9 protein-coding genes are annotated in these 12,893 nt (G+C 45.4%); 5 read left to right on the top strand and 4 right to left on the bottom strand.

Annotated features, from left to right (window positions below):
- Positions 1 to 130 precede the first annotated feature (130 nt).
- From M1K58_RS22235 to M1K58_RS22215, 5 genes are all read left to right on the top strand, one after another.
- Complete coding sequence (locus tag M1K58_RS22235; protein ID WP_256761083.1) at positions 131 to 1,948, top strand: sensor histidine kinase; 1,818 nt, start codon at positions 131 to 133, stop codon at positions 1,946 to 1,948.
- Entirely contained in the window at positions 1,941 to 3,419 is a 1,479-nt protein-coding gene (locus M1K58_RS22230; RefSeq protein ID WP_256761082.1) for a response regulator transcription factor, read from the top strand. Before M1K58_RS22235 ends, M1K58_RS22230 begins: the two co-directional genes overlap by 8 nt.
- Positions 3,416 to 5,044 (top strand): extracellular solute-binding protein, encoded by a 1,629-nt coding sequence (locus M1K58_RS22225; protein ID WP_256761081.1) that lies wholly within the window; start codon positions 3,416 to 3,418, stop codon positions 5,042 to 5,044. The genes M1K58_RS22230 and M1K58_RS22225 overlap by 4 nt, the downstream gene beginning before the upstream one ends.
- A 175-nt stretch (positions 5,045 to 5,219) precedes the next feature.
- Positions 5,220 to 6,212 carry a lipoate--protein ligase gene (gene lplA, locus M1K58_RS22220; protein ID WP_256761080.1) on the top strand — a complete coding sequence of 331 codons (993 nt, stop codon included), beginning with the start codon at positions 5,220 to 5,222 and terminating at the stop codon, positions 6,210 to 6,212.
- A gap of 143 nt (positions 6,213 to 6,355) precedes the next feature.
- On the top strand, positions 6,356 to 6,580 hold the full coding sequence (locus tag M1K58_RS22215; protein WP_256761079.1) for a hypothetical protein: 225 nt from the start codon (positions 6,356 to 6,358) through the stop codon (positions 6,578 to 6,580).
- Positions 6,581 to 6,606: 26 nt separating this feature from the next.
- On the opposite strand, the gene M1K58_RS22210 is transcribed toward M1K58_RS22215, so the two are convergent.
- The 4 genes from M1K58_RS22210 to M1K58_RS22195 form a co-directional block, all read right to left on the bottom strand.
- On the bottom strand, positions 6,607 to 7,014 hold the full coding sequence (locus M1K58_RS22210) for a DUF6855 family protein (protein ID WP_256761078.1): 408 nt from the start codon (positions 7,012 to 7,014) through the stop codon (positions 6,607 to 6,609).
- A 164-nt stretch (positions 7,015 to 7,178) separates the two neighbouring features.
- Positions 7,179 to 9,059, bottom strand: a complete 1,881-nt coding sequence (htpG, locus tag M1K58_RS22205) for a molecular chaperone HtpG (protein WP_256761077.1) — start codon at positions 9,057 to 9,059, stop codon at positions 7,179 to 7,181.
- Between the two features lie 234 nt (positions 9,060 to 9,293).
- On the bottom strand, positions 9,294 to 12,029 hold the full coding sequence (locus M1K58_RS22200; RefSeq protein WP_256761076.1) for a glycoside hydrolase family 2 protein: 2,736 nt from the start codon (positions 12,027 to 12,029) through the stop codon (positions 9,294 to 9,296).
- 12 nt (positions 12,030 to 12,041) lie between these two features.
- Entirely contained in the window at positions 12,042 to 12,881 is an 840-nt protein-coding gene (locus M1K58_RS22195) for a carbohydrate ABC transporter permease (protein ID WP_256761075.1), read from the bottom strand.
- Positions 12,882 to 12,893 lie beyond the last annotated feature (12 nt).

The following is a 12,893-nucleotide window of genomic DNA, read 5'->3' as shown; positions in this document are numbered from 1 at the left end:
ATAAAAATGGATAAAAGTTAGGTTTATGTTCTAGAGTCCCTACGTCAAAAATGAAGATGCTATAATGTAATCACACGACTAGGGTACAGTAAAAGCTATGTCCCTTACTGTTCAGACGGGGGATTCTCTAATGGGCCTATTGAAGAAGCTACGCATCAAAACGCAAATATTGATAGCGGTTACATGTATCATGGTCATCATGCTAGCGATTATTTACTCCCTGTACTCCCAGACCTCCAAGATCGTCATTAAGAACAACAATCAATATTCGGAAGATACGATTCGGAAATTCAAACTCGGAATCTCTCAGAAGGTCGATGAGATCAGTCAGATCATGCTCAACCTTGGATATGATCCTACCGTTCAGAAATTCATGGTACAGAACGATACGAGTCTCTCTTACGAAATGGCAAAGGATTTAGACCGAAAGATTATTTCTCTTAAAGCTGGCAGGAAAGGTTTCGTAGATATCGTCCTTATCGCAACGAACGGTACAAGGTACAGCCTCAACGGGGGGATCGATTACGTTCAACTGCTGGAGAAGGAAATTAAGGAAAGCTCGACGGTGTATGTCAGCGGATTCCAAGAGTTCAGTTATAGCAACAACTTATTGACCAGCATGGTATTCGCTCAGAATATGTACTCGAACAATATGAATGATGGAACCGACGGGATCAAAATCGGATACATCGCCGTCATTGCCGACGTAGCATCCATGTATTTCGACAACGATACTTCCAATACGCAACCGGGCGTAGGTTTCTATATGATAGACCGCTATGGGGAAGTTTTTCCGGATGCCAACTCCCCAGATATCGCGCGAAGCATTAGCGCTTTAAGCCACAATCCGGATAACAAGCAGCGATTGACGGATTTCATTGGAGGCGTCAAAGGCGCCGTTCAAATTCAGCAGCTGGATCAGATTCAAGCTTCCGTGCTCAGCTTCGTCCCGGAAGAAGCGCTTCTTGCCGATCTGGCGTCCGTTCGCACGAGAAGCATACTCATCGTCATACTGGCGCTAATTTTTATGGCATTGCCTTTCGCGATGATCGTCAATAATATTCTCCATCCGATTCAGATCCTCGTGAGATTCATCAACAGCATTAAGTCCGGTGACATTCGGGATTTAAAGAAGAATCTGCAGCTTGAAGGAAACGTGGAAATGACCGTCGTAGCGGAGAAGCTAAATGGGATGCTGGGTGAAATTAATATTCTGACCCACAAGCTAGTAGAGACGACCACTCATCTTCTCGAAGCCGAGATCGCGAAGGAAAAGGCGGCATCGGCCTACCTCCGCAGCCAGATCAATCCTCACTTCTTGTACAATACATTGGAGTCCATTAAAGGAGTCGCGCTTGAGGTCGGAGTTGACAAGATCGTAGATATGACCAAAGCTCTTGGAAAGCTGTTCCATTACAGTATCAAGGGATCCGGGTATGTCACGCTCGAGCAAGAGCTAAATGCCGTGAAATCTTATGTATTTCTGCAACTGATTCGTTTCGAAGGACGTTTCGATGTGAGCTACGATTTCACGAAGGAAGCCTTATCCGTTCCGGTAATGAAGATGATTTTGCAACCGATCGTAGAGAATGCCATTTTCCACGGGCTTGAGCCCAAGGAGACCAAAGGAATGCTGACGATACGCGGAGAAATCGTTGAAGAAAATACGTTAGTTCTCAAGATTACGGACGATGGAACCGGTGTGGACAGCGAGAAGCTGGCGGTCATTCAAAGCTTGTTAATGAACGAGGCCTCCCCAACAAGCCGTAATGACAGCTACCTTACCGAGAAGGGGAGCATCGGAATACTAAACGTGCACAATCGGCTTAGGTTAGCCTTCGGTCCCGCTTTCGGTCTCAAGTTCGAGAGCACCTTCGGTAAAGGAACCTGTATTACGTTATCCATGCCTAGAGACTTCATTTTGCCGGGAGGTGACTTTCATGCATAAAGTACTGCTAGTCGACGATGAAAACCTGGTCATTAAAAGCCTTGAAGCCGGAATTGACTGGAAGAAGTCGGGCTTCTACGTCATAGGGAAGGCCAATAACGGAGTCAAAGCTCTGCAGATGGTTAAGGATTTAAAGCCTCAAGTCGTCTTCACGGATATTCGGATGCCGGGAATCTCCGGATTAGAGTTAATTAAGAAAATTAAGGAACTGGATAGTACCGTTCAAATTATCGTGATCAGCGGTTATGCCGAATTCGCTTATGTGCAGAAATCATTGAATTACGGTGTATTAGGATATTGCCTCAAGCCGTTCGACGATTATGAAATCGAGACGCTGCTCCAGACGGCCGCGAAAGCCATTGAAGAAATCAAACACAAGCGCGAGGGTCATCTGCTTGAGTTAATTGAAGAAATTCCGACCGAGGAAACCCAATCGGCATTCAAGAAAATATTGTCCGAAGAAGGGATAACGGCAGAAAACCTTCATGTCGTCGTTACTCTTGGTAAAGGAAGACTGATCTTTAACGAGAATACGAGATTTGTCGCGATCCATATTGGGAGCGCAAAAAGCAGCTATATCGTTCAATGCCTTAACCGAGATGCCGTTCCCAGCTCGGTGGTCCTCCCTATTCCCGAAGGAATTCTGGGAATAGGCATCGCGCAGGCGGAACGCAGTATGAGCGGCATCGTCAAAGGCATGGAGAAGGCCACCCTTAAAGCCTGGGATTTCTTCATTCATGGTCGCAAGGATTTCTTCGTTGATCTGGAACAATCCAATGAAATTAGAGCGAGTCAAATGCTGAAGCAGCTCGAAAAAGCAATCGCCAAGAAGGACCCTCAACTCATGCGGACAACGCTCGATGAGATGCTCACTGCTGCTAATCGACCTTGCCTAAGCGTGCTTCATGCGCTTAAAATCTATAACTTGGTGTATTTTCATGCTTCGACAGACCCTTCGAATACGCCGGAAGAGGATTATATTTTCAGTAGAGAGCAGCTCTATCACTTGTTCCATAGCTTCGAGTCGATGATCGAGAACTTGAAGGAATTCCTGGTCGATTGCGACAAGCCCGAAGAGGAACAAACGGAAAATAAGACGAACAATGCCAGCTTAAGAGAAGTGCTAAAATTTATTAACGAGAACTACAAAAGCGATATTTCCATCCAGAGCATATCGAAAAGCTTCTATCTGAACCCCAACTATCTCAGTCAACTGTTCAAGCGGGAATTGGAAGTGACGTTCACGGAGTATGTAACGAAAGTACGCTTGCAGGAAGCCAAAAGCTTACTCCAAACCACAGGACTCTCCATTGGCGAGATCGCGGAAAACATCGGGTTTAGGGATTATTTTTACTTCATAAGAACGTTCAAAAGACACACGCAGCAAACGCCTAAGCAATATCGGAATAAAGATAAAAACGGGGTAGGCGGCAAGGCTCACCTTAAGCAACGTCTGGAGGAGCGACCGTGATAAGACTGATAAAAAGACTTCTCCCTTCTGTCCTACTCATCATATCGTTCACCTCCATGACGCTAAGCTGCAGCCGTTCCGTGTCCGTGCCTCGCCAGGACCAAACGACCAAAGCGCTAAATCCGAAAGGAATGCCAACGCAATCCGAGCACATGGAAATATCAGTGGCGTTATGGGATCTAGCAGAAAATATGACGAACGATGATCCGTTAGTTGAAGAGCTGGAGAAGAAGCTTAACATTACGATCAAACCCGTACCTATTGCGGTAGCCAACTACGTGCAGCAAATTCAGATGTGGGCTTCATCGGGCCAGCTTCCCGATATATTCTCCGTGGATGCGGTGAATTCCCAATACTACCGGAATTGGCGGGATCGCGGTGTGATCCAAGCATTACCGAGTGATCTGTCCGCTTATCCTTACCTCGAACAGTATTTGAATTTTCCCGATCTGCAGGACCTTAAGGACGACGACAAGCTTTATTTTATACCGCGCCAAACGTATGACAGCACTGACTATAATCTATTGGATCGAATTGTCATCTACAGATGGGATCTTGCTCAGCAAGCAGGCATAACGAAAGAGCCCGAAACGTGGGAAGAATTCAGGGCGCTGCTCAAAGCGATCGTCGACAACGATCCCGAGAACAAGCATATTACTGGTTTAACTAGCGTGGGAAATTTATTGCTCGGCGGGTTGTTCTGGCTGTACAGTTCTCCGGCGGCAACGAGCGATGGAAGCGGAAGCGACTTCAAATGGATTAAAGAAGACGGCAAGTATATTCCCGCGGTTTTCTCCAAAAACTCGATCGAATCTTTGAAATTGCTTAGAGATTTCTACACTTCGGGCTTGATTGATCCTGATCTACCGGTCACGCGAGGGGATATGGGAAGAGATAAATTCGCCCAGGGGCAAGCGGCCGCGTTAATTACGGCAGGAGGTTCGATGCAGGCGGTCGACATCAGCATTTACAAAGAACGATGGTTGAAGCTGCATCCCGCTGAAAATGCGTTTTACGATAAAGTCAAAATTCTGAAGCCGTTGAAAGCTATGGACGGGAACCGGTATCATCCTATTTTTCGAACCTTCTGGTCCGAAAGCTACATTTCCTCTAAAGTCGATGACAAGAAAATGGAACGGATTCTGCAATTGTTCAACTACATGAACTCACCCGAGTTTCTGGAAATGAGACGCTTCGGTTTGAAGGACGTCGATTACACCAAAAGCGATGGTAAAATTACGGTTTTCGATCCTTCACAGAGCGTTTTAACGAAGTACAAGCCCTTCTCATCGCTTGCTAATCTGCTGCATTGGGATGGTATGTTTAAGCTAAATCCCGAATTCGCGGGTATTTCTCCTGCCGCTCACGCAGCCCAACGGGAATTGATTGATTATTCTTTGAAAATGACAAGCAAACAGGATTTCGACATTCGATTAACGAAAATGTCCACCCCGACTAAAGATAGCTTCACGATTTTCGATAGCGACGACATGGTCAGAGTGATGATCAGTAAACTTCCCGTAGAGGTCATCTGGCAGGATATCATCAATGGGTATAAGGCAAAGGGACTCGATAGAATGATCGAAGAAGTGAATGCTAAGGCTAAGGACATGGGAATTCAATAACGTAAATGGACAGAAGTTATGTAAATATGGATTAGATGTAAATAGCTAAATCAGCGTCTGTGACTATCATTTGTTTTTATTAGCTGTAAAGTGACAGGCCCCTGGTTGCGATGTAATATAAGAGCATGTGGGTTAATCCTCTCACAAGTCAACATGCACTCCGGAGGGAAAATACATGCGTTTCATCAGCAACAATAACATAACCGACCCGTCGCTTAATTTGGCATTAGAAGAATACGTGTTGCGTTCTCTGCCCGACAATGACGATTACTTATTGTTCTACATCAATGAGCCGTCGATTATCATTGGTAAGAACCAGAACACTGTCGAAGAAATCAACGCAGAATACGTGGAGCAGAATGGGATTCACATCGTCCGCAGGCTTTCGGGCGGTGGCGCGGTCTACCACGATCTCGGTAATCTGAATTTCAGCTTCATTATGAAGGATGACGGACAGTCGTTCCATAACTTCAAGAAATTCACTGCACCTGTCGTCGAAGCACTTCGCAAGCTTGGTGTTGAGGCGGAATTAACTGGGCGTAACGATCTTCAAGTCGGCGAACGTAAAATATCTGGCAATGCCCAATTTTCCACAAGAGGGAAAATGTTTAGCCATGGCACGCTCTTATTTGACTCGGAGATGGAGAACATCGTTTCTGCACTGAAGGCAAACGCAGAGAAGTATGTGTCCAAGGCTACCAAGTCTATTCGCAGCAGAGTTGCGAACATTACGGAATTTCTAGCTAAACCGATGACCATCGAGCAATTCAAGCAAAGCCTGCTCACCTCCCTCTTCGAGGGTGAGAACGAAATTCCTTACTATGAATTGAGCGAACAAGATTGGGCAAGTGTACACAAGCTAGCGGATGAACGTTATCGGAGCTGGGAATGGAACTACGGACGTTCGCCTACGTTTAACGTGCGTCAGACGAAGCGGATCGAAGGAGTAGGCACGTTCGATGTCCGATTGCAAGTAGAAGAAGGCGTAATTGCGGGAGCAACGATCTATGGAGACTTCTTCGGTCGGGGTGACAGCAGCGAATTAGCGGCTAAGTTCGTTGGCGTCCGCTATGAGGCTGCAGCGTTAAGTGCGCTACTCGATGATATCGACCTGCCCTTCTATTGCGGTCCGGTGACGAAGGAGCAATGGCTGGAATTGATGCTTTAATCGGAATTAATGCTTTACATCGTTGCTACTTAGGTGTTCCACACCCGCATGCAACTTCACTTGTAAAATAAGTGCCTTGGCAGAGCGAGATTTTGAGTTGGCCGGGTGCGAAAGCCATTTAAGTGCCTTGGCGGAGCGAGATTTTGAGTTGGCTTGGTGCGAAGGCCATAAAAGTGCCTTGGCGAAGCGAGATTTTGAGTTGGCTTGGTGCGAAGGCCATAAAAGTGCCTTGGCGGAGCGAGAATTTGAGTTGGCCGGGTGCGAAGGCCATAAAAGTGCCTTGGCGGAGCGGAGATACGGAACTTAAATATAAAAAAAATAGCGATGAGACGGTCAATAAAGAGACGTCTCATCGCTATTTTTATTAGGACAGTTGGTCATGCTCCGGCTCCTGTTAAATCGCTCTCATCCGGTTATTCCTTGGATTATGCTCGACTTCCGCAAGTCCTAACTCTTCCATCAACGGTGGGATATACATCCCGAATCTTCCGCGAAATCCTTTTTTCAAGCCATACCAGCCACCTGCCGGATTATCTGGCGAACGCCCCCATGCCTCGACAGTCCCCTCTTTAGCAGGCTTCTGTTCGTCTGCACTACCGAGCTCCATCCAGTCCCCATGCTCCTTAAGCATGGAGTGCAGATCAGCAAGGCAGCGATAATCATAATGCAGAACTGTTTTCCCTACTGTACACACGATGATGGCTTTCCCGTCCTTCTCACCTTTGTACATTTCATATTCTGAAGATTGCGGTGGGGTTTTCAGCTTCCATGGATTTTCTTTGGTGCCTTGTTCGATTGTCATATCCTTACTCCCTCTCTAGCCGCCTTATATTCTTTGTAACTTATAAGCCATATTAACTCTTTTGAAAGTCTTGTTGCAATCGTTTGTCTCGCACGACTCAAAAAAACTCAAGCCCCAGCGGGCTTGAGTTTCTAGTGTAACCTGTTTATACAATGTGCAATGAATTACACCATAACCTTACAAATGTCGTTAGTGAATTCTACAGGATCACCAACCGGCAAGCCTTCGATCAGCAACGCTTGATTGTACAGTAGGCTCGTATAGAGATTTAGCTTTTCCTTGTCCTTCTCATGAGCATCCTTCAGCGACTGGAACACCGCATGATTCACGTTGATCTCAAGCACCTTATCGGCTTTAATATCCTGACCGTTAGGCATAGCCTTCAATATTTTCTCCATTTCGATTGTAACTTCGCCTTCCGTTGATAGACATACCGGATGGCTCTTCAATCTCTTGGAAGCTCTAACGCTCTTCACTTTACCCGACAAGAACTCCGACATCGCTGCGAAAAGATCCTTGCTCTCGTTTTCTTCCGCTTCCGTCTGCTCATCCTTAGCGTCCGGCTCGATGCCCAAATCTCCGCTTGATACGGATTTGAATTCCTTCTCTTTGTAGCTCATGATCGATTTGATCGCGAACTCGTCGATATCATCGGTAAAGTAGAGAATTTCATAGCCTTTATCGGATACCATCTCTGTCTGTGGCAGCTTCTCAATTCTCTCGATGGATTCGCCGGAAGCATAGTAGATATACTTCTGATCCTCAGGCATTCTCGCAATATATTCGTCCAACGTTACAACCTTCTTCTCCTTAGAGGAGTAGAACATGAGCAAGTCTTGCAGAACATCCTTGTTCATGCCGTAATCGTTGTATACTCCAAACTTCAGCTGTCTGCCGAAAGCTTTGTAGAAGCTCTCGTACTTCTCTCTTTCATCCTTGAGAAGGCCTTGCAGCTGACCTTTGATTTTGCTTTGTATATTTTTCGCGATTAGCTTTAACTGACGATCATGCTGCAGTAGCTCCCTCGAGATGTTAAGAGATAGATCCTCAGAGTCAACCATGCCCTTCACGAAGCCGAAGTAGTCTGGGAGTAGGTCAGAGCACTTATCCATGATCAATACGCCGTTAGAGTATAGCTCGAGCCCTTTCTCGTATTCCTTCGTGTAGAAGTCGAATGGCGTATTCTCAGGGATATACAGAATCGCTTGATATCTCACTGCACCGTCAACGCTAATATGGATATGCTTAAGGGGTTTATCAAAGCCATAGCGCTTTTCTGTGTAGAAATTTTCGTAATCCGCATCCGTCAGCTCATTTTTATTTTTGCGCCAGATTGGGACCATGCTGTTTACGGTTTGCTCATCGGAATAGTCCTCGAACTCCTCTTCGCTACCTTCTACTGGTCGCTTGCCTGTAATATCCATCTTAATTGGATAGCGGATGAAGTCCGAATATTTCTTGATGATCGCCTTCAGACGATATTGCTCAAGAAACTCCTCGTATTGCTCCTCTTCATTGCTCTCTTTAATCTTCAAAGTAATTTCAGTACCTACAGTGTCTTTCTCACAAGGCTCGATGGTGTAACCGTCAGCTCCTGTGGATTCCCACTTGTAAGCCTCATCACTGCCTAGCGCTTTACTGATTACCGTAATATCGTCCGCTACCATGAATGCCGAATAGAAGCCGACCCCAAATTGACCAATGATATTATGACCGTCTTGAGCTTCGTTCTCTTTCTTGAACGCAAGAGAGCCGCTCTTGGCAATAATCCCGAGGTTATTCTCCAGGTCTTCCTTCGTCATCCCGATCCCTGTATCGGTAATCGTCAACGTACGAGCTGCCTTATCTGCAGTCACTTTAATATAATAATCTTCTTTATTAAATACCAATTGATCATCCGTTAATGCCTTGTAGTAGATTTTGTCTACAGCATCACTTGCGTTGGAAATGAGCTCTCTCAGGAAAATCTCCTTCTGGGTATAGATGGAGTTAATCATCATCTCGAGCAATCTCTTAGATTCTGCTTTGAACTGTTTCTTTGCCATGAAAATCATTCTCCTTTCGATATATCAAGCCAATTGAAGTTGTATCATTAGATTTTAGCACTCTTAAACAGTGAGTGCCAATACTTATTATTATTTATCATTCTAATCGTTTAATGTCAATACGATATCGGATTTTTACTATAGAATTTGAACTTCACGTCTCAAGAAAGAAGCCTCAACCTTACTTTAAGGAGAAAGTGAGGTTGAGGCTTCTTAGCATTATTTGAGCGAGTATTAGATATCTGCCCTACAATTCAAAATCAAGGAATGAATCAATTGCGTTGCAATCGGATGCGAGCCATAGCTATTTTTCAACTGCCAAGTTGTCAAAGTCAGACTCCCTTGAGCACTTCTCTGAACGAGTAGAGATCCACCTGCTTGTCCGATCCACCCTTGGAAATAACCCGAGATAATCTCGCTTGTTTCCGTAATGTTCTCGTTACCGAACATATAGACAACCCGGCCCATCGTTCCGCCAAGCTTATTATAATTACTAAATGGAATGATGTATTTCGGGTAAAGTCCTTCCATCTCCCATCCCATTTCATGAAGCAGCGGGATTCCATCGAAGAAGGTTGGATCGACATAGTTAAATGAGGATGTTCGATCCCAGCTTTCACCTTGTACGAGCTCACGGAAAGTGAATTGCCCTTTGTCCGAAAGATGATCTCCTTCTTCCGCCAGAAACACGACATGACCGCCGTTTCTATAATACTCAAGCACAGCTTCATCCAGTACGGATGTAATTACAACTTCTGCCGATGGGATATTTTTAGTTAATACCATACCGTTCTCTTCAAGAGTGGTACAGAAATTCTCTCCCATCCGATAAGGGCATACGGTCACCGGAATAGTCGCTTTCTGTCGTGGAGAAATCGTTAGCTCTTCCTCGTTCCTAGCCACGATTAATCCATCTAAGACAAGGGTAAGCTTCAAAGTATAAAAGGAGGAAGAGGCAACCGTCGGTACTGTAAACAAGATAGCTTCCGGTAGTTTCACGAAGGTTTGGTTCCCTTCGTTAAGCACGATACTCCCGGATACATCTGTACCTGGGATTTCCCAATTCACTACACCTTGGAGCAGTCGAAGATCATCATTGGACACGATGATGTCCCAAGCTTGCATTTCCCCACTCCAGACATTTCGATTGACCCGATCCGCCATTACGATGAGACTTCCGTTAAAGTCCGAAGCATGCTCCATGCCGTATTTCATTTTTCTCGTGTAATCTAACCAACCGTTTGTTTCCCACTCAATGTCCGTAAATTCCGTAACGACATATCCATTAATTTGCGGACGCTTGCGCATCTCTTCAATAAGAGACTTGACGGCACGATACATTCTCCGTTGAGAATGAACAGCCAGATTTTCCATATTGCCGAATATCCGATCCAGCTGATACTTACTAAACTTCTCTATTGCATTGTTAGGCATCTTGAAGTCTTCGCGATGAGTATCATCACCCAAGTTCGCAAACCACGATGGCTCACCCTTGTAGTGCTCTAATAATTTTTCAACACTTGGCAGCCCCCATACCCCGAACTCGGATACGATAATAGGCTCGCCTAGTGGTGCATACCCCTTGACGTAATTGGCCTCCGGATTTCCGACTAAGTATTGATCGATGTCCAGCTTCCACTCTTCAATTTGCTCAGGTAGAACAAAATAACGATGGTGATCGTTAATATCCGTCTTAACATGGATCCAGCCGGAATTATCACAGATTAAACGAGTCGGGTCGATCTGCTTGATCTCGTCATACATCGCCTTTACATGGTCTTGCTTCACGACGTCATTTGCTAAGTCCCATTCCAAGCCCCACTCCTCATTGTACAAGGACCACATCAGAATGGAGGGATGGTTAAAGTCCCGCTCGATCATGCCTAGAAGCTCGGCGTGGAATCTCTGTCTGCTCTGTGCCGACCATTTCACCACATTAGGCGGTTCTGCCCAAATGAGCATTCCCATTCGATCTGCCCAATATAGGTAACGAGGGATTTCGATTTTAATATGCTTCCGCAATAGGTTAAAGCCCATCTCTTGGGCTAGCCGAATTTCATTCTGTATCCACTCGTCCGAAGGTGCGACATAGATTGTATCGGGATAAAAAGCTTGATCTAAAGCCCCGCGAACATAGAGAGGTTGATGGTTTAGGAATAGTTGCCCATCAGCGAAATCAATCTGCCTCATCCCAAAGGAAGTGCTATATTCATCGATGATCACATCGCTGTGGCTGTCTTTAATCTGTACGACAATATCGTAGAGATGAGGAATGCTCGGAGACCACAGGATTGCATCGTTGATTTTAATTTCCTGTTGGACCTGGTCGCTCGTCACGGTACCTCTAATCAATGCAATCGTGTTCTCCGTGTTCAGGTGATCCGTAACTAGATATTTAACAACTAGCAAGTCAGTCATCTGACCACAAAGAGTTACATCAACCTTAATGAGCTCATCATCAATTTTGGGCGTGATATGGACATGCTTAATGTAACGATTAGAACGTAATTCCAAGAACACTTCTTGCCAAATTCCACTGATCCTCGTATACCAGCTGCCTTGCTTACCGATCGGAATTTCCGCGTTATCTTGTGGATCATATACCCTGACAGTGAGGCGGTTCGATCCCCCTGGAATGATGACTCTAGTAACATCAAACTCAAATGGTGTAAATCCACCCTCATGCTCTCCGATATAAATACCATTTAGCCATACTCTCGCTTGAAAATCGACTGCGCCGAAACAAATATACTGGCTGCTCTCAGCTGGGATTTCATCCCCTATGAAATGCTTTTCGTACCAAGCTGCCCCACAGTAATGAACGTAATCTTCTTCTCTTTGCCAAATATGGGGTACCTCAACTTGGCGAGATTCCGCTAATTGTTCGGCATACCATGCTTCTCTTTCACCCTGCCCCTTGCGATCTATTTGAAAATTCCATGAACCGTTTAAATTTTGTTTCTCTCTCATGTTTCTCCCCCGTTACTTGATACCTGTCATAGAGATACCTTTGATAATGTGCCGCTGGAACAGTAGGAATACGAGCAATGCCGGCACACTCGCAAGAACGTTCGATGCCATTGGCACAGCCAGATCCGTCGCAAAAATACTTTGGAACGTTGGTATCCCTACAGGTAATGTCATCATCGAAGTTTCCTGTGCGACAAGCAAAGGCCAAAGTAAGTTGTTCCACGACTGGATGAAAATAAAGATGCTAACAGCAGCCATTGAACTGCGAGATAAAGGCCAAATCATTTTCCACCAAATCAAAAATGCACCTGCACCATCAATTCTGGCGGCTTCCAGCAATTCGTTCGGTAACTGATCAATAAATTGCTTAAGAATGAGGAAGGCGAGCGGAAGCATCATCCCCGGCCAGATGAGCGCATTATAGCTGTTGGACCACCCCATGTCCGTGACCATGTCGAATAAGGGGACGACGATAGATTCTACTGGCACCATCATACCGATTAAAATCAGCACGAAAATGATCGTCTTGCCTTTAAAAGCAATTCGGGACACAGCAAATGCTGCCCAAGAGCTGAACAGTACGGTAATCCCCGTCTGTACAACACCAACGATGACACTATTTAAGGTCCAGCGCCACATCATCGCCGTTCCGTCAGGCTTAAGAACTTTAATAAAGCTATCTAGGGTAAACGGCGGAGAGAATAGCTTACTGAGCACTGTAACCGTAGAACCGGGTTGTTTGAAGGCGGAAATGAACATCCAAAGCAAGGGTGCAACCATCAGCAATGCTATTGCGTACCCGCACAAGTACATCCAAACCCTGCTGTTCATTATTCGTTTCGTGTAACTCACCTTGATTCACCT

It is taken from the genome of Cohnella sp. WQ 127256 (genome assembly GCF_024519285.1).
Classification (GTDB): domain Bacteria; phylum Bacillota; class Bacilli; order Paenibacillales; family Paenibacillaceae; genus Cohnella.
The sequence above is the reverse complement of the archived record's forward strand: the minus strand, read 5'-3'. Positions and strand labels throughout refer to the sequence as shown.

What these genes read in the sequence shown, in the direction of transcription:
- M1K58_RS22200 (WP_256761076.1), bottom strand. Translation starts at nt 12,029, where the DNA reads ATGAGAGAGAAACAAAATTTAAACGGTTCATGGAATTTTCAAATAGAT.
- M1K58_RS22235 (WP_256761083.1), top strand. Translation starts at nt 131, where the DNA reads ATGGGCCTATTGAAGAAGCTACGCATCAAAACGCAAATATTGATAGCG.
- M1K58_RS22230 (WP_256761082.1), top strand. Translation starts at nt 1,941, where the DNA reads ATGCATAAAGTACTGCTAGTCGACGATGAAAACCTGGTCATTAAAAGC.
- htpG (WP_256761077.1), bottom strand. Translation starts at nt 9,059, where the DNA reads ATGGCAAAGAAACAGTTCAAAGCAGAATCTAAGAGATTGCTCGAGATG.
- lplA (WP_256761080.1), top strand. Translation starts at nt 5,220, where the DNA reads ATGCGTTTCATCAGCAACAATAACATAACCGACCCGTCGCTTAATTTG.
- M1K58_RS22210 (WP_256761078.1), bottom strand. Translation starts at nt 7,014, where the DNA reads ATGACAATCGAACAAGGCACCAAAGAAAATCCATGGAAGCTGAAAACC.